Consider the following 24,625-nt stretch of genomic DNA (forward strand, 5'->3'; position numbering starts at 1 on the left):
TTCGGAGTTTGAAGGGCATCAGCGCGCTCTCGATCTTGGTGGCGGTGGTCATCTTCGAGGCGCCGTCGCGGCGCTCCTCGAACCGGATCGGCACCTCGAGGATGGTGTGCCCCAGCTTGGTGGCGAGGTAGTGCATCTCGACCTGGAAGCTGTAGCCGTTGGACTGGACCCGCTCCAGCCCGATGTCGCGCAGCGCGTCGGCCCGCCAGATCTTGAAACCGGCGGTCAGGTCCCGGATCCGCACCCGCAGCAGCGTGTGCACGTAGAGGTTCGCCCAGCCGCTGAGCGCCCGCCGGTACAGCGGCCAGTTCTCGTCCAACTCACCGCCGGGGACGTAGCGGGAGCCGATGACCACGCCGGCCTGGGTGGAGAGCAGGGCGCCGAGCATGCCCGGCAGCGCCTCCGGCGGGTGGGACAGGTCGGCGTCCATCTGGGCCACGTACTCGGCCCCGCCGTCGAGTGCCCGGCCGATCCCGTCCACGTACGCCCGGCCGAGGCCCTCCTTGCCCGGCCGGTGCACCACCTCGATCCGCTCCGGATGCTCGATCGCGAGCTTGTCGGCGACCTCGCCGGTGCCGTCCGGGGAGTTGTCGTCGGCGACCAGTACCTTCAGGCCGGGCAGCGGCAACGCGAGCAGTCGCTCGACAAGCGTCGGCAGGTTGCCCGCCTCGTTGTAGGTCGGCACCACGACGGTCAGCCGCACGTCCCGCCACGGCGAGGGTAACTGGACGGGTTCGATCATGGGGGACATCCTCGGTCAGCGGACAGGGTCCCCCAGAGCGTAGCCAGTTGTCCCTTCCAGGGGGAAATGGCTCCCCGGCCCGCTCGTTGCGCCTGGTCAGTCCGGGGTCTTCTGCCGTCGGGCGATGTCGGAGAGCCGGCGCAACGTCTCCTTGTTGCGCTGGTGCAGCACCAGGTCGTTGAGCTTGGTACGCAGCCAGCGCAGTGGACCGGCGGCGAAGTCCTCGCCCAACAGCACCCGGGTCGAGTTCGGCCCGGCCGGTTCGAGAGTGAAGACCACGACCGCCTCGCCGGCCGGCCAGAGCTTGGCCCGCAGCACGAGCTGGCGTTCCGGTTCGCAGGCGAGCACGGTCGAGGAGTCCTCCAGGGACAACGGCCACGGTCCGGCGCGGTGGTGCAGCCGGGAGCCGACCCGGGGCCAGTCCTCGTCCACGTCCCGCATGTGTGCCGTGCCGACCACCCAGTCGCTGTAGGTCCATCCGTCCGCGAGTACCGCCCAGACCTGCTTGACGGGGGCCTCGATCACTCTCTCCACGATCGCCACCGCCTTGCCCTACCCACGCATCAACGCTGGCTAACAGGGCCGGCGGGTTAGCTTCTCGGGGGCCGTGGGTAAGGCCACCGCGGGCGGCGGTCGAGCGCCGCCGACGCGCGTACCGTCCACCGCGCCGCGACCGACGTTTACTCCCCGGGGCGCCGGGAACCCGCCGCCCGTGCGACAGGACCATGGGGAGTCGGATCAGCGTAGGTCAGCCGAGGTGCTGGCCGCTGCTGGCCGGGCCGGGCCGGGGCCGGTCCGCACCGACGCCGGGCCGGTCCTGTCCGACGCTGGGCCGGTCCGCACCGACGCTGGGCCGGTCCTGTCCGACGCTGGGCCGGTCCGCACCGACGCTGGGCCGGTCCTGTCCGACGCTGGGCCGGTCCTGTTCGACGCGGTCCTGCTGGACCGGGACGGCACCCTGGTCGAGGACGTGCCGTACAACGGCGATCCGGACAAGGTACGCCCGATGCCGGGCACTCGCGCCGCGCTGGATCGGTTGCGGGCGGCCGGATTCAAGCTCGCCGTGGTGACCAACCAGTCCGGGCTCGCCCGGGGCCTGTTCACCGAGCGGCAACTGGACCGGGTGCACCGCCGGATCGAGACCCTGCTCGGCCCCTTCGACTCCTGGCAGGTGTGCCCGCACGACGACGGGGACGGCTGCGCCTGCCGCAAGCCGGCGCCGGGGCTGGTGCACGCCGCCGCCGAAGCGCTGGGCACCGTACCGGCCCGCTGCGTCCTGATCGGCGACATCGGCCGCGACATCACGGCCGCGCTGGCCGCCGGTGCCACGGGCCTGCTGGTGCCGACGCCGGTGACCCGGGCCGAGGAGATCGCCGCCGCGCCCTGGGTGGCCGGCGACCTGCCGTCGGCGGTGGCGGAGCTGCTGCGTCGCCAGGCGGCGCTGCGATCGGCACCGTCCGCGACGCCGGTCGACACCGCGCCGTCCGCGACGCCGGTCGACACCGCGCCATCCATCGCTCCGACCGACACCGCGCCGTCCACCGCCGCGCCGGTCGGCACCGTTGCCGGTGGTACGCCGGTGCGTACCGCTGCCCGAGCCACCGCCCGGCGGACGGTGCTTGTGGTGCGGTCGGACTCGGCGGGCGACGTGTTGGTGACCGGGCCGGGCATCCGGGCGGTCGCGGCCGGTGCGGAACGGGTGGTGCTGCTCTGCGGCCCGCGCGGGCGGGCCGCCGCCGAGCTGCTGCCCGGCGTCGACGAGGTGGTCGAGCACGCGTTGCCGTGGATCGACCCGGTGCCCGCCCCGGTCGACCCGGCTGAGCTGGCCGCACTTGTCGACCGGCTCACCGCCGTCGCCGCCGACGAGGCGGTCATCTTCACCTCGTTCCACCAGTCGCCGCTGCCGCTGGCGCTGCTGCTGCGGATGGCCGGCGTCGGGCGGATCGCCGCGATCAGCGACGACTATCCGGGAAGTCTGCTGGACGTACGGCACCGGGTGCCGACCGGCGTGCCCGAGGCCGAACGTGCCCTGTCGCTGGCCGCCGCGGCCGGCTACGCGCTACCCGCCGGTGACGAGCCGTACCTTCGACTGCGTCCGGCGCCACCGCCGCCACCCGAGGCCGGTGCGCCGGGATACGTGGTGCTGCATCCCGGGTCGGCCGCGCCGGCCCGGGGCTGTCCGCCGGAGGTGGCCGAGCGGATCGCCCGGCGGTTGGCCGGGGCCGGTCACCGTGTGGTGGTCACCGGCGGCCCGACGGAGCGGGAACTCACCGCCCGGGTCGCCGGCCGGCACGCCGTGGACCTCGGCGGCGGCACCGGGCTGGCTGAGCTGGCCGCGGTCGTGGCCGCCGCCGGTGCCGTGGTGGTCGGCAACACCGGCCCGGCGCACCTGGCCGCCGCGCACGGCGTACCGGTGGTGAGTCTCTTCGCCCCGACCGTCCCGTTCGGACAGTGGGGGCCCTGGCGGGTGCCGACGGTACGCCTCGGTGACGCCACCGCCGCCTGCCGCGACACCCGGGCCGCGCACTGCCCGGTGCCCGGGCACCCCTGCCTCAGCGGCGTCGAGCCGGACGCCGTCCTCGACGCCCTGCGGCTGCTGGGCGTGACACCGCAGCACGCTCCGGCGGGACTCCCGGCGGCCCTGCTCGGCGCGGTGTCGCGGGCCGCGCCACCGGTGCCGGCCGGCGGTGGGAGGGCGCGATGAACATCCTGCTCTGGCACGTGCACGGCTCCTGGACCACCTCGTTCGTGCACGGCAAGCACCGCTACCTGGTACCGGCCACCCCGGACCGGGGGCCGTACGGCCTCGGGCGGGCGCGCACCTACACCTGGCCGGAGAGCGCGGCCGAGGTGAGCCCCGAGCAACTGCGCGACGCCGAGGTGGACCTGGTCATCCTGCAACGGCCCGAGGAGATCGACCTGGCGGCCCAGTGGCTCGGCCGCCGCCCGGGTCGCGACCTGCCGGCGATCTACGTGGAGCACAACACCCCGAAGGACGGGCAGGTCCCGCAGAGCCGCCATCCGATGGCCGACCGGGACGATCTGCTCGTCGCGCACGTGACCGCGTTCAACGAACTCTTCTGGGACACCGGCTCGACCCGGACCACAGTCGTCGACCACGGCATCGTGCCGCCGACCGTGGCGTACACCGGCGAGCTGGACCGGCTGGCCGTGGTGATCAACGAGCCGGTACGCCGCTGGCGGGTCACCGGCACCGACCTGCTGCCCCGGTTCGCCGAGATCGCCCCGCTTGACGTCTTCGGCCTGAAGGTGGCCGGGCTGGCCGAACACCTCGGCCTGCCCGCCGACCGGCTGACCAGCCACGACGACGTGCCGCAGCACCGGATGCACGCCGAGTTGGCCCGGCGGCGGGCGTACCTACACCTGTGCCGGTGGACCTCGCTCGGGCTGAGCCTGATCGAGGCGATGAGCATCGGCATGCCGGTGGTGGCGCTTGCCACCACCGAGGCGGTGATGGCGGTGCCGCCGGGCGCGGGTGCCCTCTCCACCCGGGTCGACGCCCTGCTGGCGGCAGCCGAGCGGCTCGTCGCCGAACCGGAGCGGGCGCGCCGGGCGGGGGCCGAGGCGCACGCCGCCGCCCGCGAACGCTACGGCCTCGACCGTTTCCTCGCCGACTGGGACCGGCTCCTGGAGGAGGAAGTATGCGGATAGCGATGATCTCGGAGCACGCCAGCCCGCTCGCCATCCTCGGCGGAGAGGACGCCGGCGGCCAGAACACGCACGTCGCGGAGCTGTCGGCCGCGCTCGTCGCCGCCGGGCACGACGTACGCGTCTACACCCGCCGGGACGCGGTCGACCTGCCGGTGACCGTACGCGCCCCGGACGGCTACGACGTGGTGCACGTGCCGGCCGGGCCCGCCGAGCCGGTGGCGAAGGACGCGCTACTGCCGCACATGCGGCCGTTCAGCGCGTGGCTGGTGGAGCGCTGGCGCGGCGGGGACTGGGCACCCGAGGTGATCCACGCGCACTTCTGGATGAGCGGGCTGGCGGCGCTGGAGGCCAGCCGGCAGACCGGGATACCTGTGGTGCAGACGTACCACGCGCTCGGCACCGTCAAGCGCCGCCACCAGGGCGTGCAGGACACCAGCCCGGCGCGGCGGATCGGCTACGAACTCCAGCTGGGCCGCACCGTCGACCGGGTGATCGCCCAGTGCCGCGACGAGGTCGGCGAACTGGTCCGGATGGGGGTGCCCCGGTCCCGGATCACGGTCATCCCGTCCGGGGTCAACCTGGCCACCTTCGCCCCGCTGGGACCGGCCGCCGAACAGGAACCCGGACGGTCCCGGATCCTCACCGTCGGCCGGCTGGTGGAACGCAAGGGCTTCCAGACCGTGGTGCGGGCCATGACGCACGTACCCGATGCGGAGTGCGTGGTGGTGGGCGGGCCGCCGGCCGGCCTGCTGGAGACCGACCCGTACGCCCGCCGGCTGCGTGCCCTGGCCCGCAGCTGTGGCGTGGCCGACCGGGTCCGCCTGGTCGGCGCGGTGCCCCGCGAGGAGATGGGCCGCTGGTACCGGTCGGCGGACATCCTGGTCGCCGCGCCCTGGTACGAGCCCTTCGGCCTGACCCCGCTGGAGGCGATGGCGTGCGGGGTGCCGGTGGTGGCCACCGCCGTCGGTGGGCTGCGGGACACGGTGGTCGACGGGGTGACCGGGGACCTGGTGCCGGCCCGGGACCCGAGGGCGCTGGGCCAGGCGCTGCGACGGCTGCTCGACGACCGGATCCGCCGGTTCGCCTACGCGGGCGCGGCCCGCGCCCGCGCCCGGCAGCACTACTCCTGGACGGTCACCGCCGAGCGGCTCGCCGAGGTCTACGCCGAGGTTGCCGCCGTGCACCGGCCGAGCCGGGTGGTGGCCTGATGCCGACGGGGAACCCGCTGGAGGAGCACCTGGCACAGCTGGCGGCGGCGCTGCCGCCGTACCGCCGGTGCGAGCCGCTGCTCGCCCGCTGGGGTGCCGCGCTGGCGCGCCGGCTCACGGCGGGCGGCCGGCTGCTGGTGGCCGGCAACGGCGGCAGCGCCGCCGAGGCGCAGCACCTCACCGCCGAACTGGTCGGCAAGCTGCGTGAGGACCGGCAGCCGCTGTCGGCGATCGCGCTGCACGCCGAGACCTCGGCACTTACCGCGATCGGCAACGACTACGGCTACGACGAGGTCTTCGCCCGCCAGGTCCGCGCCCATGGCCGCCCCGACGACGTGCTGCTGCTCCTCTCCACCAGCGGCGGCAGTGGCAACCTGCTCGCCGCCGCCCGCGCCGGGCGGGACGCCGGACTGCGCTGCTGGGCCTTCACCGGACCGGCACCGAATCCGCTCGCCGACGCCTGCCACGAGGTGCTGGCCGTGGACTCGCCGGAGAGCCAGGTCGTCCAGGAGCTGCATCTGGTCTCCAGCCACCTGCTCTGCGAGTACGTCGAACAGGCGATGCGGGAGCAGCTCGAACCGACGGTCCCCGCCGCGCCGGCCGCCGGCCCGGTACGGGCCGGGGTCGAGGTGGTGCTGGACGGCGGCGTCGGACGGGCGGTCGAGGCGTGAGGAGGCAACCGTGACGGGACCCGTGGTGGTGGTCGGCGACACCCTGCTCGACCGGGACGTCGAGGGCATCGTCAACCGGCTCTGTCCGGACTCGCCGGCACCGGTGCTCGACGAGATGGTGCACGTCGACCGGCCCGGGGGCGCGGGACTTGCCGCCGTCTTCGCCGCGTTGCACGACGCCGAGGTGGTGCTGGTCACCGCGCTTGCCGACGACGCGGGCGGGGCCCGGCTCGGCGTGCTGCTGGCCGCCGCCGGGGTGCAGGTGTATCCGCTGCCGCTGGCCGGTGCCACCCCGGAGAAGATCCGGCTGCGGGCCGGGGGACGGGTGTTGCTGCGGCACGACCGGGGCGGCGGGGCCGGGGAGCCGGGTGAACCCGCCGAGGCGGTGCTGCGTGCGATCGAGCGGGCGTCGGTGGTGCTGGTAAGCGACTACGGCCGGGGGGTGGCCCGGCAGCCGGCGCTGCGGGCGGCGCTGGCGGCGACCCGCGCCCCGCTGGTCTGGGATCCGCATCCGCGCGGGCCGGCGGCGGTGTCGGGGGCGCACCTGGTCACCCCGAACGAGACGGAGGTACGCGAGCTGGTGGAGGTACCGGCCGCCGCCACCCGGCTGGCCAGTGCCGCCGAGGGTGCCGAGCGGCTGCGGCAGCGGTGGCGGGCGGGCGCGGTCGCGGTCACGCTGGGCGCGGACGGGGCCCTGCTCAGCCACGCCGGATCGACGCCGCTGATGGTGCCCGCGCCGCTCGCCGCCGAGGGGGACACCTGCGGGGCCGGGGACCGCTTCGCCGCCACCGCCGGGCTCGCCCTGGCCCGGGGCGCGGTGGTCTCCGAGGCGGTGCAGGAGGCGGTGGCCGACGCCTCCGCCTATGTGGCGGACGGTGGTGTGGCGACCGCGCTGCCACCGCCGGTACGCCGGGCGCCGCAGGCGGTGCACGCGGCGGCCGCCGGTGACCGGGTCGGGGTGGCCGCGGCCGCCGCTGTGGTGACCCGGGTCCGGGGCACCGGCGGAACTGTGGTCGCCACCGGCGGCTGCTTCGACCTGCTGCACGCCGGTCACGTGGCGACCCTCCAGGCCGCCCGGCAGCTCGGTGACTGCCTGGTGGTGTGCCTCAACTCCGACGCCAGTGTCCGAGGGCTGAAGGGGCCGGACCGCCCGGTGATGCGCCAGGACGACCGCAGCCGGCTGCTGGCCGCGCTGGGCTGCGTCGACGCGGTCATGATCTTCGACGAGCCGACACCGGCGGCGGCCCTGTCCTGGCTGCGCCCCGACATCTGGGTCAAGGGCGGGGACTACGCCACCGGCGACGACGACGCACTGCCGGAGGCGGAGATCCTGCACCGCTGGGGCGGGCACACCGTTGTGGTGCCCTACCTGGACGGGCGTTCCACCAGCCAGATGATCGCCGCCGCCCGCGCCGCCGGAGTGCCGGCATGAGCGAGCGTCAGCGAGCGAATCATCGGTTCAGTGCGTTGGTGCCTCATGGCGGCACGGAGCGAAGCGGAGTGCCGGCATGAGCGAGCGTCAGCGAGCGAGTCATCGGTTCAGTGCGTTGGTGCCTCATGGCGGCACGGAGCGAAGCGGAGTGCCGGCATGAACGGTGTCGGAAAAACGGTGCTTGTCACCGGGGGGTCGAGCGGGCTGGGTGCGGCGGTGGTCGCGGCGGTGGCCGGTGCCGGCGGCCGGCCGCTGGTGCTGGACCGGCGCGCTCCCGCCGACGGGGTGCCGTGGATCGAGTGCGACCTGGCCGACACCCGGGGCGCGGAGGAGGCCACCCGGCGGCTCGTCGAGCGGGTGGGCGGGCTCGACGCAGTGGTCACGGCGGCCGGCATCGACGTGCCCGGCCGGCTCGCCGACGTACCGGGCGAGACGTGGGACCGGATCGTCACAGTGGACCTGCTCGCCACCGCGGCGGTGATCCGGGCCGCGCTGCCGTTCCTTGAGGCGTCCCGGGGCAGCGTGGTCACGGTCGCGTCCACGCTGGGGCTGAAGGCGGTAAGTGACGCGACGGCGTACTGCGCGGCCAAGTTCGGGGTGGTCGGGTTCACCCGGGCACTCGCCGCCGAGCTGGCCGGCCGGGTCGGCGTCACGCTGCTGGTGCCGGGCGGGATGCGTACCGCGTTCTTCGACGAGCGGGATCCGCAGTACCGCCCGGGGCCGGACGCGAAGCTCAACGACCCGGCAGACACCGCCGCCGCGGTGCTCTTCGCGCTCTCCCAGCCCGCCGGCTGCGCGGTTCGTGAGCTGGTGGTCTGCGCCGAGCAGGAGACGTCGTACCCGTGATCCTGGCGCTGCGTGCCCTGGGCGTCGGTGACCTCGCCACCGGGGTCCCGGCGTTGCGGGCGTTGCGCGCGGCCCACCCCGACCGGGAGTTGGCGCTCGCCGCGCCGGCCTGGCTGGGGCCGCTTGTCGAACTGGTCGGCGGCGTCGACCGGCTGCTGCCGACCGGCGGGCTGGACCGGCTGGACCGCCCCGCCGGGCCGGTCGAGGTCGCGGTCAACCTGCACGGCCGGGGACCGGACTCGCACCGGCTGCTCGCCACCACCCGGCCCGGCCGCCTGCTCGCCTTCGCCAACGCCGCCGCCGGGCACCTCGACGGGCCACCGTGGGACGACGACGAGCACGAGGTGACGCGCTGGTGCCGGCTGCTGACCGCGTACGGCATCCCGGCCGACCCGGGCGACCTGAAGCTACGCCGCCCGGAGCGGGCCGGTGTGCCCACCGGCGTCACCGTGCTGCATCCCGGCTCCAAGGTCGCCGCCAAGCGCTGGCCTGCGGGCCGGTACACGGCGCTGGCCCGGGAGCTGACCGCCCGGGGGCACCGGGTGGTGCTGACCGGCAGCGCGGGGGAGCGGGAGGCTGCCGCCCGGGTGGCCGCCGACGCCGGACTGCCGCCGGAGGCGGTGCTGGCCGGGCGGACCGATCTCGACGAACTGGCCGCCCTGGTCGCCGACGCCCGCCTGGTGGTCAGCGGGGACACCGGGGTGGCGCACCTGGCCACCGGCTACCACGTCGCCTCGGTGGTGCTCTTCGGTCCGGTCCCGCCGAGCCGGTGGGGGCCGCCGCCGGAGCGTCGGCGGCACCGGGCGCTCTGGGCCGGCCCGGCGGAATGGCCGGGCTGGGACGGGGTAGGTAGCCATCCCGCGATGGCCGCGCTCGGCGTGGACGAGGTGCTGGCCGCCGTGGACGAGGTGGAACGGGTGGTACGTGCCGACCGTGCGGTTGCGGCGTAGCGATCCGGGCCGGCCGGGGTACGCGCGGCGCCGGCGGGGTGCGGGCTGGTCGTTTCTGGACCCGCGCGGCGAGCCGGTGCGCGACCCCGACCAGCTGGCCCGGTTGCGGGCGCTGGTGATCCCGCCCGCGTGGCGGGAGGTCTGGATATCGCCGTACCCGAACGGGCACATCCAGGCCACCGGCATCGACGCCGCCGGCCGCAAGCAGTACCTCTACCACCCGGTCTGGAGGCAGCGGCAGGACGAAGCGAAGTTCGACCACGTGCTGGAGGTGGCGCGCCGGCTGCCGGTGCTGCGGGAACGGGTCGGTCACCACCTGGCCGGGCGGGGGCTGCGCCGGGAGCGGGTGCTGGCGACGGTGACCCGGCTCCTGGACACCGGCATCTTCCGGGTCGGCAGCGACCAGTACGCCTCCGGCGATGACCCGACGTTCGGGGTGGCCACCCTGCGCCCCGAGCACGCCCGGTCCCGGCGCGGCTGCGTGCTCTTCGAGTTCCCGGCCAAGGGCGGCATCGAGCAGGTACGACTGGTCGAGGATCCGGAGCTGTGCCGGGTGCTGGTGAACCTGCGCCGCCGACGCCGGGCGGCCGAGCGACTCTTCGGCTACTGGGACGGGACCGCCTGGCGGGACGTCCGCGCCGACGAGATCAACGATTACCTGCGTACCGCAAGCGGCGGCGAGATGACCGCGAAGGACTTCCGCACCTGGCACGCGACGGTACGGGCCGCCACCGAACTGGCCGGGGTCACCTCGGCCCGCTCCGCGACGGCGCGGCGGCGCGCGGTCGCGGGGGTGATGCGGGAGGTGGCGCAGCTGCTGGGCAACACCCCGACGGTGGCGCGTACGTCATACGTGGATCCCCGGGTGGTGGACCTCTTCCACGATGGCGTGGTCGCACCGGTCACCCCGGACACCCCACGCGAACAGGCCGAAGAGGCGGTGCTCACCCTGCTGGAGCGAGCCTGACTGGGACCCCGGCGGGCTCGGCATGCCGGGGTGCTCGTCATGAGCTACCACCGGGCCGAGGTCACTCCGCCGTCAGCTCGGGCCGATGCTTCCTGATCCACGCCTCCACATCCGACTTCCGCCAGATCTGGCCCATGATCAGTACTTGGTACGGGGCCGGGAAATCGCGTCGAGACGCGACCACAGACGCGCGGGCGCGGCTGACGCCGCCCAGCATCTGCCGGATCTCGGCGATCCCCACGAACTCGACCACACGTTGACGGTAGGCAGCGCCGATCGATCATCGATCGTTAACCGGGATCGCTGTTGACGATCGTAGTCTACGAGTGCAGGATGGATGGGTGACCTCTCCGAGCACGCCACCCGGTCATGAACCACTCAGTCGGTTACATCCAGTGCATCGGCATCTGCCGGAGCGGCCTGGGTGGCGGTGTCGGGCGTGCGGCGGGGCTTGGCCGTGCCCGGTGGCTCGGATGTTGCTCCGGGTCGAGTTCGGCGCGGACCGGGTGGGTCTCTCGGTCTACCTGGCCGGGCTTCTCTTCGACGCGACCGGGGACCTGATGCACGAGGCTTTCCCGCCCACTCCGGCGGAGTTGTTCGAGCGCTTTCTGGCCTGGACCACGCCGAGGGCAACCCGGCCGGGAGGCGTGTCGAGGGGTCGAGAGCGGAAACCACCGAGCCGAGGAGCATGATCATGGAGGTACGGGAGGCGGCCCGACGCTGGGCGGATGCCTGGGCGCACGGCTGGCCCGCCAGGGACGTGGAACGCATCGTCAACCTGCACGCGGAGCACGCCGACCACTGGGCCTCGCTGTTCCACCCCTGCCGGGGGCGGGCCGAGCTGCGGGCGTACGTGGCGGAGTGTTTCGCGGAGGAAACCCGCCCGGCCGAGGTCTGGTTCGGCGAACCACAGGTCGACGGCGACCTGGCAACCGTCGAGTACTGGGCGATCACCTACCCCTACGACCGCCCACTCACCACCTCCGGCTGCACCGTCCTGCGCTTCGGCACCGCTGGACTGGTGACCGCATCCCGCGACTACTCCCACACCACCGAAGGCCGCCTCCCCCCACCCCCCACCCTCTTCACCTGAGGGTGTCGGTGGGTGGCGATCGTTGACGTTCTGGCTGCTGGTTTCTCGGCGTGTCGAGTCGCTCCGACGTCAACGATCATGAGGGGTGGGGGCGCGGGTGGGCGTTCGTCAGCGTCCCGGCTGGGGCTGGTCGGCGACGCGGGAGCGGATCAGCGCCTCGACGCCGTCGAGTATCCGGTCGAGCCCGAACCGCCACTCGGCCTCGACCTCCTCGTCGTCCGCGCCCGCCTCGGCCATCAGTTCGTGGAGGGCCGGGTACGGACCGGGGGCGGTGACCGTAGCCAGATGCTGCCAGTAGCGCTGGCCCACCTCCTCCGGAGTCTGCCCAGTCCGCGCGGCTGCCTCGGCGAGGTCGGCGCTGGTCACGGCCCAGCTGCGGGCGTACCCGCTGACCAGCATGATGGTGGAGATCCGCTCGGCGGCCCGTAGCCCGGTGCCACGGAGCGCGACGAGCCCGTACTCCATCCAGCGCACCGAGTTCGGGTGGATCGGCGGACCGCTGATCGGTACGTGCCGGATCCACGGCTGGCGGCGGAGCGCGGCGAGGTTCCCCTCGCTCCAGCGGGCCAGCGCCGGCCGCCAGCCCTCGCCCGGGGCGCGCGGTGGCGGTGGCGGCCCGTACGCGGTGTCGGCCATGAGGTCGAGCAGGTCGTGTTTGGTCGGCACGTACCGGTAGAGCGACATGGTGCCCGCGCCCAGCTCGCTGGCGACCCGGCTCATCGACACGGCGGTGAGCCCCTCGGCCTGGGCCACCCGGATCCCGGTGGCGACCACCTGCTCCAGGCTGAGGCTGCGCTTCGGACCTCGGGCGGGGCGGTCCCGCAGCCCCCAGGCGAGCGCCACATTCTCGGGCAACGCCGCCTCGGGCGGGTCGTCGTCGGGGTCGCCCACTCCACCTCCCAGGCCGGTCTTGACGATCATCCTAGCTTCTGCGTACGGTCTACGCATTAAAGCGTATGCCATACGCAGAAACGGAGTGTGGAACATGCCTGAACCTCCCGCGGTCGAACTTGTCGACCTGCGTAAATCCTTCGCCGATCTCGTCGTGCTCGACGGGCTCTCCATGCGGGTGCCGAGAGGTGGGGTGCACGCCCTGCTCGGTGCCAACGGCGCCGGCAAGACCACCACCGTGCGGATCCTGGCCACCCTGACCCGACCGGATTCGGGCACTGTCCGGGTCGCCGGGCACGACGTGCTGCGCGAGCGGCGGCGGGTACGGCGGACGATCAGCCTCGCCGGCCAGCACGCGGCCCTCGACGACGGACAGACCGGCCAGGAGAACCTCACAATGCTGGCCCGGCTCGCCGGGCTGTCCCGACGGGCCGCCCGCGAGCGGGCCAGCGCGCTGCTGGAGCGCTTCGACCTGACCGCCGCCGCCGGTCGACGGGTGCTTACGTACTCCGGTGGCATGCGGCGTCGCCTCGACCTGGCGGCCAGCCTGGTCGGCACGCCCTCGGTGATCTTCCTCGACGAGCCCACCACCGGCCTGGATCCGCGCAGCCGGGTGGGGCTGTGGGAGCTGATCGGTGAGCTGGCCGGTGCCGGGGTGACGGTGCTGCTCACCACGCAGTACCTGGAGGAGGCCGATCGTCTCGCCGACCGGATCGCGGTGCTGCACGGCGGGCGGCTCGCCGCCGAGGGGACGGCGGCCGACCTCAAGCGCCGGTTCGGTGCCCAGCGGCTGGAGCTGACCTGGCGCGACGCGACCGGCTACGCCGACGCGCAGCAGCGGCTGGGCGACCGGGTCAGCCACCGCGACCCAACCCGCCGGCAGCTGGCCGTGGCCACCGACGGCAGCGCCCCGCAGGTACGCCGCCTGCTCGACGAGGTCGACCCGGACCGGCACGGGGTGGTCCGGTTCGCCGTGCGGGAGGCGACCCTTGACGACGTCTTCTTCACCCTCACCGGCCCCGAGGTACGCGCCGAACGGGAGGTGGCCGGTGTCTGAGCTGAGTCTCCGGCCGACGCACGCCGCCGTGCTTATCGGTCGCTGCGTACGGTTGTCCCGGCGCAACGTCGACGCGCTGCTCACCTCGCTGCTGTTGCCGGTGCTGATGATGCTGCTCTTCGTCTACCTCTTCGGCGGGGCGATCCAGACCGGTTCGGCGTACGTGACCTACGTGGTCCCCGGCGTGCTGCTGCTCTGCGCCGGCTACGGTGCCGCGGGCACCGCGATAAGCGTGACCACGGACCTGACCACCGGCATGGTCGAACGGCTGCGCACGATGGACGTGGGAGCCACGTCGATCCTCGGCGGGCACGTGATTGCGAGCGTGGTGCGCAACAGCGTCTCCACGGTGCTGGTGCTGGGGGTGGCGGTCGCCATCGGCTTCCGGCCGGCCGTCGAACCACTGCGCTGGCTCGCCGCCGCCGGGGTGTTGCTGCTGTTCCTGCTGGCGGTCTCCTGGCTCTCGGCGGCGTTCGGGTTGCTCGCCCGTACCCCCGAGGCGGCCAGCGGCTACACCTTCCTGGTGATGTTCCTGCCCTATCCCAGCAGCGCCTTCGTGCCGGTGGAGACGATGCCGAGCTGGCTGCGTGGCTTCGCGCAGCACCAGCCCGTCACGCCGGTCATCGAGTCGCTGCGCGGGCTGTTGCTGGACCTCCCGGTCGGCTCGGCACCGGCCCGGGCAGCGGCCTGGTGCCTCGGCTTCCTCACCCTGGCCATCCTGCTAGCCACCCTCCTCTTCCACCGCCGCACCACCTAACCCCCACCCCCACCCACCCACCCCACCCCCACCCCACCCCACCCCCCGCCCGTGTTGATCATGAGGTTAGCGGCACTTTGAAGATCAACTAGTGCCGCTAACCTCATGATCAACGGGGAGAAAGGGGGGGAGAGGGGGAGAGGGGGAGAGGGGGTGGGGTTAGTCGTTGAGGATTTCGGCTAGGCGGTCGCGGAAGCGGCGCTCCGAAGGGGTGACGGTGCTGCCGCCCAGGCCGAGGATGCCGCCGCTGCTGGCCGCGCCGACCACCTGCTCGGCGATCTCCACAAGCCAGTGCCGGTACGCGCCGGCCTCGCCCTCGTCCACCTTGGCCGCCAGTAGCGCCGCGGCCTCCTTGGCCCGGCCCAGCACGTCCTCTGCGTAGGCGCGGGGGTCGTCGGGGGCGATGACCGGAAGTTCCTCGCCGGCCTCCGGGTCGCCCACCCGGGTCACGATCTCGCCGGCCACGGCCGCCACAAGTGGGCTGGCCGACTCCCGGCCGGCCGAGATGCTCTCCAGGCCGGCGGCGCCCTCGGCCATCGTCGCCCGGGTGCCGTCGGACTCGGCGGCGCTCGCCGCGGTGAGTACCGACTGCGGCAGGCCGACCAGCAGCCCCCATTCCTCGTCCGAGAAACCAAAACCGGTGTACGCCGGCTCTTCGATCACGGCTGTGTTCCTCCCGCTCGTCGTCCACCTTCTCGCCGGCCCGCGCCGATGCGGCGCGTCGCGGCCGGCCTGAGCCGCCGCAGGCGGCCGGCTCAGGTTAGTTCAGCGTCAGTAGTCCTTGTTCGGACACCACGCTCACCGACAGGGTCTTGTACCCGACCTCGTCGAAGAGCACCGTCATCCGGCCTTCCTCGTAGCTGAGCACCAGACCGGACCCCCACTCCGGATGCCGCACCTGGCTGTGCACCGGGAACGGCCCGACCGCGCCGTCGTCGGCGACGCTGGTGCCGGCGTGGCAGTTGTCGCAGTGCCCGCAGATCTCGGTCATCTGCTCGCCGAAGTAGGCCAGCAGCGTCTGCCCCCGGCAGGTGGTGGTCTCGGCGAAGGCGCGCATCATGTCGGTGCGCGACCGGGTCAGGTTCTGCTGGCGCTCGGCCTCCGCCAGGGCGGCTGCGGCGGCGTCGACCGGAGCGGGGGAGTAGCGCGGGGCGCCGACCCGCTGCCCGGTACGCGGTTCGGCGGCACCCACCTGCTCCAGCAGGGCGAGGTACTGCCCGAGCTTGCGCGGCCCGAGCCCGGTCAGCTCGCGCAGCTTCTTGCGGGTGACCGGGGTCCGGCGCAGCAGCGCGGCCAGGTCCCGCAGCTCGGTGGCGTCGGGCAGGCCGCCGCTGAAGTAGCGTTGCAGGCCGACATCCTCGGCCTGCCAGAGCAGCAGTACGCGGGCCGGCTGGCCGTCCCGTCCGGCGCGGCCGATCTCCTGGAAGTAGCTGTCCGGCGAGTCGGGCAGCGCCATGTGCACCACCCAGGCGATGTTCGGCTTGTCGATGCCCATGCCGAAGGCCGAGGTCGCCACCATGATCGGCACCTGGTCGGCGAGGAAGTCCTCGTGCAGCCGGGCGCGGGCGCCGCTCGACATGCCGCCGTGGTAGTGCTGGGCGGGGAAGCCGGCCTCGGTGAGCCGGACGGCCAACTCCTCGGCTGCCCGGCGGGTCGGCACGTAGATGATGCCGGGCCGCTCGTCGTCGCGGAGCAGGGCGACCAACCGCCGCCACCGGTAGTCCTCGGTGGGGCAGTGCGCCACCTCCAGGAAGAGGTTGGGCCGGTCCAGCCCGGAGACCACGATCTCCGGCTGGCGCAGCCGCAGCCGGGCGACGATGTCGTCGCGTACCGGCGGGGAGGCGGTGGCGGTGAGCGCGACCACCGGCGGCCGGCCCATGCCGTCGATGAGCTGACCGAGCGCCAGGTAGTCGGGGCGGAAGTCGTGCCCCCAGGCGGAGATGCAGTGCGCCTCGTCGATCGCGACCAGGGCGGGTTTGAGGGCGCGTACCTCGGCGAGCCGGTCCGGGTTGGCCAGTTGCTCCGGGGTGATGAAGAGGAATTCGGCCCGGCCGTCGCGCACCTCGGCGATCGCCTCGGCCTGCTGGGCCGGGCTCTCGTCCGAGGAGATCCGCACCGCCCGCAGCTCCGGCCGCTGCCGCTCGTTGAGCGCCGCTATCTGGTCCTGCTGGAGGGCGAGCAGCGGCGAGATCACCACGGTCGGGCCGGGGATCAGGCTGGCCGGGATCTGGTAGATCGCCGACTTGCCGGCACCGGTGGGGAGCACCACCAGGGCGTCGCGCCGTTTCATCACCGCCCGCATGGCGGCCAGTTGGTTGGGACGCAGGGCGGTCCAGCCGAACAGGCTGCGTGCCGCGCGGCGCAACGACATCGAGTGCGTGGTCAGCTTCATCGAGGGCCGCAGGTACCCGGGTGCTCCGGCGGCGAAACCCGTCGGCCGGGCGAGTGTGCAACCCCGGTGAGATTCAGCGCAGCCGGGGCAGCACCTCGCGCTGGTACAGGTCGAGCAGCCCCTGCCAGTTCGGTCCGGTGTTGGCGACGTAGACCTCGTCGAAGCCGGCCTTCGCGTACGTGTCGATCTTCGCCAGGTGCGCGTCGGCGTCGTTGCCGCAGACGAACGCCTCGCGCATCGCCGCCGGGTCGACCAGCTGGGCGGCCTGCTCGAAGTGGCGCGGCGAGGGCAGCACCTGCAACAGCTCGCCCGGGATCGCCTCGGTCGGCCAGCGCTCGTACGCCAGCCGTACGCCCTCTTCCTCGGTCGGTGCGTAGGCGGCCTTGAAGCCGGCCTGGCACGGCTTGTCGCCGCCGCCCTCCTCCCGGAACCGGCGGACCAGGTCGGCGTCGGGCATGGTGTTGATGAAGCCGTCGCCGATCCGGGCGGCGAGCCGCACCGCCTTGGGGCCGAACGCGGAGACGTAGACCGGCGGGGGCGTCTCCGGCAGCGTGTAGATCCGCGCGTGTTCCACCCGGTAGTGGCGGCCGTAATGGTTGACGAAACCGCCCTCCCACAGCTTCCGCATCACCTCGACCGCCTCCTCCAGCATCTCCAACCGGACGCCGGCCTGCGGCCACGGGTCACCCAGGATGTGCTCGTTGAGCGCCTCGCCGGAGCCCACCCCGAGGACGAACCGGCCGCCGTGCAGCACCGCGCTGGTGGCTGCCGCCTGGGCCAGCACCGCCGGATGGATCCGCGTGGTCGGGCAGGTCACCGCCGTGGTGACGGGCAGCGTGACGGTCTGGCTCAGCGCGCCGATCATCGACCAGACGAAGGGGCTCTGCCCCTGAGCGTCGATCCAGGGATGGTAGTGATCCGAGATCCACAGCGCCTCGAACCCGGCCCGTTCGGCGGCGCGTGCCTGCGCCAGCAGCTCGGCGGGCGCGTACTCCTCAGTGGACAGGAAATAGCCGATCCTCATCTCTTCCCCCTCGCCGTGGTGATGCCTGCGGCGGTACCCAGGCGGGGGCGGGTCACACCCGGTCGCGGTCAGCGCCGGAACATCGCCCGGATCGCGATGAGCAGCAGCAGACCGCCGACGACCAGGCCGAGCAGGCGTACGCCGGGGATGTCGGCCTCGCTCGTCGCGTCGGCCAGCAGCAGCGGATCCATAGCCCGCACTTTCCCGGCGGAGCGCTCCCAAGGCAACTGTAAGGTTTATTGACTAATTGGGTGGCGCAATGTGACCATGTCTGCACCGCCGGGTGGCGGTGCAGTCCACGGCGGAGAAGGCGGGGGGCGACGCTCGCATGGGCGAGAGCAATCTGGCGGGGCTGGCAGCTGCCGTCCTGCAACCGGGCTTTGTCGGCACCGTCCCGCCGGCCTGGGTCTGCCGCTGGCTCGGCACGGGTCTCGGGTCGGTCGTGCTGTTCAGCCGCAACGTGGTGGACCCGGCGCAGGTGGCCGCGCTCACCGCCGCGCTGCGCGCGGAGCGGCCCGACGTGATCGTCGCCATCGACGAGGAGGCCGGGGACGTCACCCGCATCGAGTCGGGCCGGGGCAGCTCCCGGCCGGGCAACCTCGCCCTCGGCGCGGTGGACGATCCGGCACTGACCGAGGAGGTCGCCAGCGACCTCGGCGGCGACCTCGCCGCCGCCGGCATCACGCTGAACTACGCGCCGGACGTCGACGTCAACTCCAACCCGGACAACCCGGTGATCGGCGTCCGCTCGTTCGGCGCCGACCCCGCGCTGGTCGCCCGGCACACCACCGCCTGGGTACGCGGCCTCCAGGCATCCGGCGTAGCGGCCTGCGCGAAACACTTTCCCGGCCACGGCGACACCCGGGTCGACTCGCACCACGACCTGCCCCGGATCACCGTGGACCGGGACCGGTTGCACGCCGTCGAACTAGCGCCGTTCCGGGCCGCCGTGGCGGCCGGCGTGCAGGCGGTGATGACCGGGCACCTGCTGGTGCCGGCGCTGGATCCCGGGCTGCCGGCCACGCTCAGCGAACGGATCCTGGGCGGGCTGCTCCGCGAGGAGATGGGCTTCAACGGCGTGGTGGTGACCGACGCGATGGAGATGCGCGCGGTCGCCGGTCGGTACGGCTTCGCCGGTGCCACGGTCCGCGCCCTGGTCGCCGGGGCGGACGCGATCTGTGTCGGCGGTGAGCACGCCGACGAGGAGACGGCGCGGCACCTGCGGGACGCGATCGTGGCGGCGGTCATCGCCGGGGAACTGCCGGAGGAACGGCTGGCCGAGGCGGCGAAGCGGGTCGGCCAACTGGCGGCGTGGACGGTCACCGCCCGGGCGGATCGTTCCGGCGTCACCCGAACCGGCGGCGGCTCGCCGGTCGGGTTGCTGGCGGCGCGGCGCGCGGTCCGGGTCACCACCACCGGCGCGGCGGCCACCCCGCTGCCACTGGCCGGAGCGCCGCACGTGGTGGAGTTCGAGCCGCCGCACAACATCGCGATCGGGACCGAGACCCCGTGGGGGGTGGCCGCGCCGCTTGCCGAACTGGTGCCGGGCACCACCAGCGTCCGCTGGAGCGAGGCCACGGTGCCCGCCGACCCGGCCGCCGGCGCCGCCGGCCGCCCGCTGGTGCTGGTCGTCCGTGATCTGCACCGGCACGGCTGGATGCGCGCCGCCGTCGACCGGGCGCTGGCCGGGCGGCCCGACACGGTGGTGGTGGAGCTGGGGGTGCCGGCGCTTGTCGTCGGCGCGGTGCACGTGGCGACCCATGGCGCCACCCGGGCCGCCGGCCGGGCGGTGGCCGAACTGCTCGGCGGCGGCGCGCTCAGCCCAGGCTGGTGACCAGGTCGGCGTACTCGGGATGCCGTTCGATGAAGGTCGCCATGAACGGGCAGCGCGGCACGACCCGCTGCCCCCGCGCGCGGACCTGGTCCAGCGTGCCGCGCATCAGCGCCGAGCCGACGCCCTTGTTCTGGAAGCCCGGGTCGACCTCCGTGTGCGTGAAGATCAGCACCCCGTTCCGCGGCAGGTACTGGGTGAACCCGGCCAGCGCGTCGTCGACCAGGATCTCGTAGCGGCGCTTCGCGGGATCGTCCTCGATCAGCATGCTCACCTGCCCATTGTCACCGGCCGTCGGCGCCGCCGGCACCGTTCGCGGGTGAGTCGTACCCTTGGCGGCGTGACGATGACGCCCTTTGCCGGCAATTTCCTCCGTGTCCCCCTCCGAAAGACCGCCGGGCTGCTGGCCGGCCTCGCGCTCGGCGCGGCCCTGCTCGCCGGGTGCAGCAGCGAGGGTGCCAGCACCGACTGTCGCCTGGACGCCTGCACGGTCACCTTCGACCGGGGCGTGGACGCCCGGGCCAGCATCTTCGGCGTCGAGGCCCGGTTGGTCGAGGCCCAGGACGACGTGGTCACCATCGAGGTGGCGGGCCAGCAGGTCTCCCTCACCGTCGGCCAGCAGGCCGCCGAGGTCGGCGGGCTCGCGGTGACCCTGGACAGCGTCACCGACTCCGAGGTGAAGGTGGATATCTCGCGCAACCCGGGCTGACCTCGGCCGGGGCAGCGGTGGCACGTTTGGAAATCTTCACGTTCGGAGATTGAGGGCCCATGTCTCTCACCCGGAACGCCGAAGCCACCGCTGCCCGTACGGCCGACAGCCGGTGGCTGGAACTCCTCGCCCGGGCCGGTTTCATCGGCTACGGGATCGTGCACCTGCTCTTCGGCTGGCTGGCGCTGCAGATCGCCTTCGGCAACTCCGCCGACGACGGCGACCAGTCCGGCGCGCTGCGTACCCTCGCCGCGCAACCCATGGGCCAGTTCCTGGTCATCGCCATCGCGGTCGGCATGCTCGCGATGGCCATCTGGCAGGCCCTCGAAGCGGCCGTCGGGCACCAGACCGAACGAGGCAACGACCGCCTCAAGGAGCGGATCGTCTCGGGCGCCCGGACGGTCATCTACCTCTGGTTGGCCTGGACGGCCTGGAAGGTCTTCTCCAACGCCAACTCCGACAGCGCCTCGCAGCAGGAGGAGCTGACCGCCCGGATGATGGAGTCCACCGGCGGTCGCTGGCTGGTCGGGCTGGCCGGTGTAGCGCTGATCGGGCTCGGCATCGGCATGAGCATCTACGGCTTCAAGAAGAAGTTCATGAAGCGGCTGAAGACCGGCGAGATGAACGGCAAGACCCGCCAGCTCGCGCGTCGGCTCGGCATGGCCGGCTACATCTCCCGGGGCAGCGCGTTCGCGGTGACCGGCCTGCTGGTCGTGCTGGCTGCGGTCAACTACGACCCGGAGCGGGCCCGTGGCCTGGACGCCGCGCTGCGCACGCTGCGGGACCAGCCGTTCGGCACCATCCTGCTGGTGCTGATCGGCCTGGGCATCGCCGCCTTCGGGGTCTACTGCTTCCTCCAGTCCCGCTACCGTAAGGTCTGACTTCTCCAGCGCCCCGCTGGCCGGTGGCGGAGATCCGAGGCAACATTGCCCCTTTGTGCGGATCTTGCCGTCGGGTCAGAAGGAGAAGGACACGTGCACAGCTACCTCGTGACGGTCGTCGCCGTGCTCGCCGCGGCGGCGATCGCCCTTGCCGTGGTCGAGGTGGTTCATCGCCTCATCAAGCGGTGGGGTCGCCGGTCGCTGCTGTTGACCGAGCTGACGGAGCACGCGCACCGCTCCTTCCAGGTCGCCGCCACCGTGCTCGCCGTGCAGTTCGCCATCCGGTTCAGCACCGGGTACGCGGTCGGCACCGGATGGCGACAGGCCCTGCTGCACATGATGGTGCTCGCGGTCATCGCGGCCACCGCCTGGCTGGTCGCCTCACTGCTGGTGGTGGTGGAGGACACCGCGCTGGCCCGATTCCGGGTGGACGTGCCGGACAACCGGCACGCCCGCCGGGTCCGCACCCAGGTCGTGATGCTGCGCCGGGTGACCATCGTGGTGATCGTGGTGATCACCCTCGGCGTGATGCTGATGACCTTCCCCGCCGTACGTGGCATCGGTGCCGGCGTACTGACAAGTGCCGGTGTGGTCGGTATCGTCGCCGCGCTTGCCGCGCAGAGCCTGCTGGGCAACGTCTTCGCCGGCCTGCAACTCGCCTTCAGCGACGCGGTCCGCCTCGACGACGTGGTGGTGGTCGAGGGGGAGTGGGGCCGGATCGAGGAGCTGACGCTCAGCTACGTGGTGGTGCAGATCTGGGACGACCGGCGGCTGATCCTGCCCACCTCCTACTTCACCAGCACCCCGTTCCAGAACTGGACGCGTACCGAGGCGAAGGTGCTCGGCACGGCCGAGTTCGAGGTCGACTGGTCGGTTCCGGTGCAGGCCATGCGGGAGGAGCTGCGCCGCCTGGTGGAGAGCACCGAGCTGTGGGACGGCCGGGTCTGCGTACTCCAGGTGACCGACGCGACCGGCGGCATGATCAAGGTCCGGGCGTTGGTCAGCGCCGGCAGCGCCGGTGCCCTGTGGGACCTGCGCTGCCTGGTCCGCGAGCATCTGGTGGCCTGGGTACGCGACCAGCGGCCCACCGCGATGCCCCGGCTGCGTACCGAGGTCGGCGACGCCGCCGGCAACCTGCCGTGGCAGTGGGTGAAGGCTCGGCGTCCCGCCGTCCGCCGTCCCGCCGAGGGCGACGTTCCCGACGACGCCCGCCTCTTCGGCGGCAGCGACGACGGCGAGGCCCGCAGCGAAGCCTTCGTCGGCCCCGACGAGACCGCCGAGGCCCGCCGCTGACCGCCAGCGCATCGGTCCGCCGGGCGGTGCGGCTGTTTCGGTCCGCGCCGTCGTCGGCGCATCGGTCCGCCGGGCGGACGCTATCCGGTTCGCCGGATTACCGCCATTGCGCCCGAACGGCGACGGTCCAGGACGTTTGACGGGCCGTTTGGTGGGGACCTGCTGCGACGACGCTTCTGCTCCTTTCCGCTGGACAGGATTGGCGGGCGGCGACTTCGGGCATACAGCGCGGGAACGATGAGAGGGGGACAGCATGGCTGATGTGGCGAACGTCCGCGTCTCCCAGAACGGGAGCGAACCGTCCACCGCCGAGCTGGTCCAGCGGGCGGCCGAGCAGGTGTCCCGCCTGGTGCGTGACGAACTCGCGCTGGCCCGCGCGGAGCTGACCGAGAAGGGCAAACACGCAGGTATCGGCGCCGGTCTGCTCGCCGGCGGCGGTGCGCTCGCCTTCTTCGGTCTCGGTGCGCTGATCACCGCCGCGATCCTGCTGCTGGCCCTGGTGCTGCCCGCGTGGGCGGCGGCCCTGATCGTGGCGGGTGCCCTGTTCCTGATCGCCGGTGTGCTCGCCCTGATCGGCAAGCGGCAGGTGAACCGGGCGGTTCCGCCGGTGCCACAGGCGACCGTACGCAGCCTGCGCGCCGACGTCGACGTGCTCAGCGCCGCGGTCAAGGACAGGGGACGGGCATGACACGCAACGGAACCGGCGACACCGAGGCGCTGCGGGAGGAGATCCGGCGTACCCGGGTCGAGTTGGGCGAGACCATGGAGGCGTTGGCCGCCAAGGCCGACGTCAAGAAGCGACTGAAGTCCTCGGCGGACCAGGCCCGCGACCGGGTGCGGGAGCAGGCCGCGCAGACCGTCGCCCGGGTCCGCGCGCAGGCCGGGATCCGGCACGAGCAGGCCGGCGGGGGCGAGGTCGCGGTGCGGTCGGGTCCGGCGCCGTTCGTGGCTCTCGCGGCCGGCGCGGTGGTCGCCGCGGTGGTATTGCTGATCATCAGAGGGAGGCGTGGGTGAGCAAGGGAATCGGCAAGGTCGCCTACCGGCCGGTCGGCATCCTGGCCGGATTCGCCGCCGGTGCGGTCGCGGGCGCGATCTTCCGCCAGGTGTGGAAGATGACCGCCGGCGACGGCGAAGCCCCCAACCCGACCGACGAGGACCGTCGCTGGGGCGAGATCCTCGCGGCGGCGGCCCTGCAAGGGGCCATCTTCTCCGTCGTCCGGGCCGCTGTGGACCGGGGCGGCGCGGTCGGCGTACGCCGGCTCACCGGCCGCTGGCCGGACTAGTCAAAAACGGAAAAACGCGTGGTCAGGCCCGCTCGCCAGTTCGCTGGTGAGGGGGCCTTTCGCCGTACCGGGACAGCGCCGCCCGGCGGACCTGACGCAACCTTCAGGTCACATGTCGGAGAATTTCGTCGGGTAGGCTGTGCGAAGTTTTTGCGTACGTGGTTTGCTGTTCCACGCTGTTGCGAGATGGCGTGGGTTGAGAGAAGTTCCCTTCACTGGGGGCCGCCTCAGGCACCGCTGCTCGAAAACGGCCAACCGGCCGCACGGCGTGCTCGGCCGCCAGTTTTAGAAGGAGATACACATGGCGCAGGGAACCGTGAAGTGGTTCAACGCTGACAAGGGCTTCGGCTTCATCACCGTCGACGGCGGGGGTGCTGACGTGTTCGTCCACTTCTCGGCCATCCAGACCAGCGGCTACCGCACGCTGGAGGAGAACCAGCGGGTGGAGTTCGAGATCGCCCAGGGCCAGAAGGGTCCGCAGGCCGAGCAGGTCCGCCCCCTCTGAGCGGTGCGGCCGGCGACCGCCGGCGATGGGTGATCCGACCACTCGGATCGAGCGAAGCCCCGCATTCCCTCCGGGATGCGGGGCTTTTTCCATGCCGGAACCTGGCCCGGCGGCACCGGGCCCGGTGGGAAACGCCTGCCCCGGAATCGCCGGCTTGCAGGGCTCGTCGCGGTCGAGCTTGATGCTGCGCCCACGCCTCGCTCAGCGCCGGCTGCGGGCCCGGGCGCCGAGCCAGAGCAGGATCCCGCCGACCAGCATCAGCACCGGGCCGACCACCGCCCAGATCCGCTGGTCGGTGAGCACGCTGCCCTCGACGTAGCCGAGGCCCTGCACGGTCAAGAGCGCGCCCACGACCACGGCCAGCAGGCCGAGGGTGAGGCGGAACCAGCCACTCATCGCGACCTCCCTCTGCCGGGTCCCG

Annotated in this window: 30 protein-coding genes; 20 read left to right on the plus strand and 10 right to left on the minus strand. The window is 73.0% G+C overall.

The genetic code is table 11. From position 1 onward, the window contains the following. Both AC507J_RS25915 and AC507J_RS25920 read right to left on the minus strand, forming a co-directional pair. Positions 1 to 742 (minus strand): polyprenol monophosphomannose synthase (locus tag AC507J_RS25915; RefSeq protein ID WP_496291946.1); only part of this gene is annotated, 742 nt, incomplete at its 3' end. 96 nt (positions 743 to 838) lie between these two features. After that, on the minus strand, positions 839 to 1,276 hold the full coding sequence (locus tag AC507J_RS25920; protein ID WP_496291948.1) for an SRPBCC family protein: 438 nt from the start codon (positions 1,274 to 1,276) through the stop codon (positions 839 to 841). A gap of 388 nt (positions 1,277 to 1,664) precedes the next feature. Here AC507J_RS25920 and AC507J_RS25925 point away from each other — a divergent pair, with 388 nt between their 5' ends. The 8 genes from AC507J_RS25925 (at position 1,665) to AC507J_RS25960 (ending at position 10,488) form a co-directional block, all read left to right on the plus strand. Next, positions 1,665 to 3,446: an HAD-IIIA family hydrolase gene (locus AC507J_RS25925; protein ID WP_496292064.1), complete on the plus strand. Its 1,782-nt coding sequence runs from the start codon at positions 1,665 to 1,667 to the stop codon at positions 3,444 to 3,446. After that, positions 3,443 to 4,414 (plus strand): glycosyltransferase, encoded by a 972-nt coding sequence (locus AC507J_RS25930; RefSeq protein WP_496291950.1) that lies wholly within the window; start codon positions 3,443 to 3,445, stop codon positions 4,412 to 4,414. The genes AC507J_RS25925 and AC507J_RS25930 overlap by 4 nt, the downstream gene beginning before the upstream one ends. Beyond that, on the plus strand, positions 4,405 to 5,622 hold the full coding sequence (locus AC507J_RS25935) for a glycosyltransferase (protein WP_496291952.1): 1,218 nt from the start codon (positions 4,405 to 4,407) through the stop codon (positions 5,620 to 5,622). The genes AC507J_RS25930 and AC507J_RS25935 overlap by 10 nt, the downstream gene beginning before the upstream one ends. Further along, the gene (locus tag AC507J_RS25940; protein WP_496292066.1) at positions 5,619 to 6,293 is read left to right on the plus strand and encodes a D-sedoheptulose-7-phosphate isomerase; all 675 of its coding nucleotides are present in this window, start codon (positions 5,619 to 5,621) and stop codon (positions 6,291 to 6,293) included. The genes AC507J_RS25935 and AC507J_RS25940 overlap by 4 nt, the downstream gene beginning before the upstream one ends. A gap of 10 nt (positions 6,294 to 6,303) precedes the next feature. After that, on the plus strand, positions 6,304 to 7,725 hold the full coding sequence (locus tag AC507J_RS25945) for a PfkB family carbohydrate kinase (protein WP_496291954.1): 1,422 nt from the start codon (positions 6,304 to 6,306) through the stop codon (positions 7,723 to 7,725). Positions 7,726 to 7,881: 156 nt separating this feature from the next. Further along, on the plus strand, positions 7,882 to 8,571 hold the full coding sequence (locus AC507J_RS25950; protein ID WP_496291956.1) for an SDR family oxidoreductase: 690 nt from the start codon (positions 7,882 to 7,884) through the stop codon (positions 8,569 to 8,571). After that, positions 8,568 to 9,521, plus strand: a complete 954-nt coding sequence (locus AC507J_RS25955; RefSeq protein ID WP_496291958.1) for a glycosyltransferase family 9 protein — start codon at positions 8,568 to 8,570, stop codon at positions 9,519 to 9,521. Before AC507J_RS25950 ends, AC507J_RS25955 begins: the two co-directional genes overlap by 4 nt. Continuing rightward, on the plus strand, positions 9,505 to 10,488 hold the full coding sequence (locus tag AC507J_RS25960) for a DNA topoisomerase IB (protein ID WP_496292068.1): 984 nt from the start codon (positions 9,505 to 9,507) through the stop codon (positions 10,486 to 10,488). The genes AC507J_RS25955 and AC507J_RS25960 overlap by 17 nt, the downstream gene beginning before the upstream one ends. Positions 10,489 to 10,549: 61 nt before the next feature. On the opposite strand, the gene AC507J_RS25965 is transcribed toward AC507J_RS25960, so the two are convergent. Beyond that, positions 10,550 to 10,741, minus strand: a complete 192-nt coding sequence (locus AC507J_RS25965; RefSeq protein ID WP_496291960.1) for a hypothetical protein — start codon at positions 10,739 to 10,741, stop codon at positions 10,550 to 10,552. Positions 10,742 to 10,961: 220 nt separating this feature from the next. Here AC507J_RS25965 and AC507J_RS25970 point away from each other — a divergent pair, with 220 nt between their 5' ends. Next, a complete protein-coding gene (locus AC507J_RS25970) occupies positions 10,962 to 11,180 on the plus strand; it encodes a hypothetical protein (RefSeq protein ID WP_496291962.1) in 219 nt (72 codons plus the stop codon). Positions 11,181 to 11,182: 2 nt separating this feature from the next. After that, the gene (locus AC507J_RS25975) at positions 11,183 to 11,581 is read left to right on the plus strand and encodes a nuclear transport factor 2 family protein (protein ID WP_496291964.1); all 399 of its coding nucleotides are present in this window, start codon (positions 11,183 to 11,185) and stop codon (positions 11,579 to 11,581) included. A gap of 108 nt (positions 11,582 to 11,689) precedes the next feature. Here AC507J_RS25975 and AC507J_RS25980 read toward each other — a convergent pair whose 3' ends face one another. Beyond that, positions 11,690 to 12,502, minus strand: coding sequence for a TetR/AcrR family transcriptional regulator (locus AC507J_RS25980; RefSeq protein ID WP_496291966.1), 813 nt, complete (start codon positions 12,500 to 12,502; stop codon positions 11,690 to 11,692). Between the two features lie 64 nt (positions 12,503 to 12,566). On the opposite strand from AC507J_RS25980, the gene AC507J_RS25985 reads away from it, so the two are divergent. Beyond that, positions 12,567 to 13,529 carry an ATP-binding cassette domain-containing protein gene (locus tag AC507J_RS25985; protein WP_496291968.1) on the plus strand — a complete coding sequence of 321 codons (963 nt, stop codon included), beginning with the start codon at positions 12,567 to 12,569 and terminating at the stop codon, positions 13,527 to 13,529. Further along, positions 13,522 to 14,286: an ABC transporter permease gene (locus tag AC507J_RS25990; RefSeq protein WP_496291970.1), complete on the plus strand. Its 765-nt coding sequence runs from the start codon at positions 13,522 to 13,524 to the stop codon at positions 14,284 to 14,286. Before AC507J_RS25985 ends, AC507J_RS25990 begins: the two co-directional genes overlap by 8 nt. A gap of 159 nt (positions 14,287 to 14,445) precedes the next feature. Here the strand turns inward: AC507J_RS25990 and AC507J_RS25995 are convergent, their stop codons facing one another. The 4 genes from AC507J_RS25995 to AC507J_RS26010 all read right to left on the minus strand — a co-directional run bounded on the left by AC507J_RS25995 (position 14,446) and on the right by AC507J_RS26010 (position 17,893). Continuing rightward, complete coding sequence (locus AC507J_RS25995) at positions 14,446 to 14,949, minus strand: hypothetical protein (RefSeq protein WP_496291972.1); 504 nt, start codon at positions 14,947 to 14,949, stop codon at positions 14,446 to 14,448. A gap of 97 nt (positions 14,950 to 15,046) precedes the next feature. After that, positions 15,047 to 16,678 carry a RecQ family ATP-dependent DNA helicase gene (locus tag AC507J_RS26000; protein ID WP_496291974.1) on the minus strand — a complete coding sequence of 544 codons (1,632 nt, stop codon included), beginning with the start codon at positions 16,676 to 16,678 and terminating at the stop codon, positions 15,047 to 15,049. A gap of 73 nt (positions 16,679 to 16,751) precedes the next feature. Then, positions 16,752 to 17,702: a TIGR03557 family F420-dependent LLM class oxidoreductase gene (locus AC507J_RS26005; RefSeq protein ID WP_496291976.1), complete on the minus strand. Its 951-nt coding sequence runs from the start codon at positions 17,700 to 17,702 to the stop codon at positions 16,752 to 16,754. A 68-nt stretch (positions 17,703 to 17,770) separates the two neighbouring features. Next, the gene (locus AC507J_RS26010; RefSeq protein WP_496291978.1) at positions 17,771 to 17,893 is read right to left on the minus strand and encodes a hypothetical protein; all 123 of its coding nucleotides are present in this window, start codon (positions 17,891 to 17,893) and stop codon (positions 17,771 to 17,773) included. Between the two features lie 137 nt (positions 17,894 to 18,030). On the opposite strand from AC507J_RS26010, the gene AC507J_RS26015 reads away from it, so the two are divergent. Continuing rightward, entirely contained in the window at positions 18,031 to 19,536 is a 1,506-nt protein-coding gene (locus AC507J_RS26015) for a glycoside hydrolase family 3 protein (RefSeq protein ID WP_496291980.1), read from the plus strand. On the opposite strand, the gene AC507J_RS26020 is transcribed toward AC507J_RS26015, so the two are convergent. Beyond that, on the minus strand, positions 19,520 to 19,801 hold the full coding sequence (locus AC507J_RS26020) for a GNAT family N-acetyltransferase (protein WP_496292070.1): 282 nt from the start codon (positions 19,799 to 19,801) through the stop codon (positions 19,520 to 19,522). The two genes, AC507J_RS26015 and AC507J_RS26020, sit on opposite strands and share 17 nt — an antisense overlap. 78 nt (positions 19,802 to 19,879) lie before the next feature. Here AC507J_RS26020 and AC507J_RS26025 point away from each other — a divergent pair, with 78 nt between their 5' ends. The 7 genes from AC507J_RS26025 to AC507J_RS26055 all read left to right on the plus strand — a co-directional run bounded on the left by AC507J_RS26025 (position 19,880) and on the right by AC507J_RS26055 (position 24,204). Beyond that, positions 19,880 to 20,242 carry a hypothetical protein gene (locus tag AC507J_RS26025; protein WP_496292071.1) on the plus strand — a complete coding sequence of 121 codons (363 nt, stop codon included), beginning with the start codon at positions 19,880 to 19,882 and terminating at the stop codon, positions 20,240 to 20,242. A 59-nt stretch (positions 20,243 to 20,301) separates the two neighbouring features. Further along, entirely contained in the window at positions 20,302 to 21,123 is an 822-nt protein-coding gene (locus AC507J_RS26030) for a DUF1206 domain-containing protein (protein ID WP_496291982.1), read from the plus strand. A 93-nt stretch (positions 21,124 to 21,216) separates the two neighbouring features. After that, entirely contained in the window at positions 21,217 to 22,416 is a 1,200-nt protein-coding gene (locus tag AC507J_RS26035; protein WP_496291984.1) for a mechanosensitive ion channel family protein, read from the plus strand. Positions 22,417 to 22,669: 253 nt separating this feature from the next. Continuing rightward, complete coding sequence (locus AC507J_RS26040; RefSeq protein WP_496291986.1) at positions 22,670 to 23,104, plus strand: phage holin family protein; 435 nt, start codon at positions 22,670 to 22,672, stop codon at positions 23,102 to 23,104. Then, positions 23,101 to 23,430 (plus strand): DUF3618 domain-containing protein, encoded by a 330-nt coding sequence (locus AC507J_RS26045; protein WP_496291988.1) that lies wholly within the window; start codon positions 23,101 to 23,103, stop codon positions 23,428 to 23,430. The genes AC507J_RS26040 and AC507J_RS26045 overlap by 4 nt, the downstream gene beginning before the upstream one ends. After that, a complete protein-coding gene (locus tag AC507J_RS26050; RefSeq protein ID WP_496291990.1) occupies positions 23,427 to 23,699 on the plus strand; it encodes a DUF4235 domain-containing protein in 273 nt (90 codons plus the stop codon). Before AC507J_RS26045 ends, AC507J_RS26050 begins: the two co-directional genes overlap by 4 nt. 301 nt (positions 23,700 to 24,000) lie before the next feature. Further along, the gene (locus AC507J_RS26055; protein ID WP_011905669.1) at positions 24,001 to 24,204 is read left to right on the plus strand and encodes a cold-shock protein; all 204 of its coding nucleotides are present in this window, start codon (positions 24,001 to 24,003) and stop codon (positions 24,202 to 24,204) included. A 201-nt stretch (positions 24,205 to 24,405) separates the two neighbouring features. Here the strand turns inward: AC507J_RS26055 and AC507J_RS26060 are convergent, their stop codons facing one another. Continuing rightward, positions 24,406 to 24,600, minus strand: a complete 195-nt coding sequence (locus AC507J_RS26060) for a hypothetical protein (protein WP_496291994.1) — start codon at positions 24,598 to 24,600, stop codon at positions 24,406 to 24,408. Between the last annotated feature and the right edge of the window lie 25 nt (positions 24,601 to 24,625).

The organism is Micromonospora sp. PRAS1 (genome assembly GCF_059553435.1).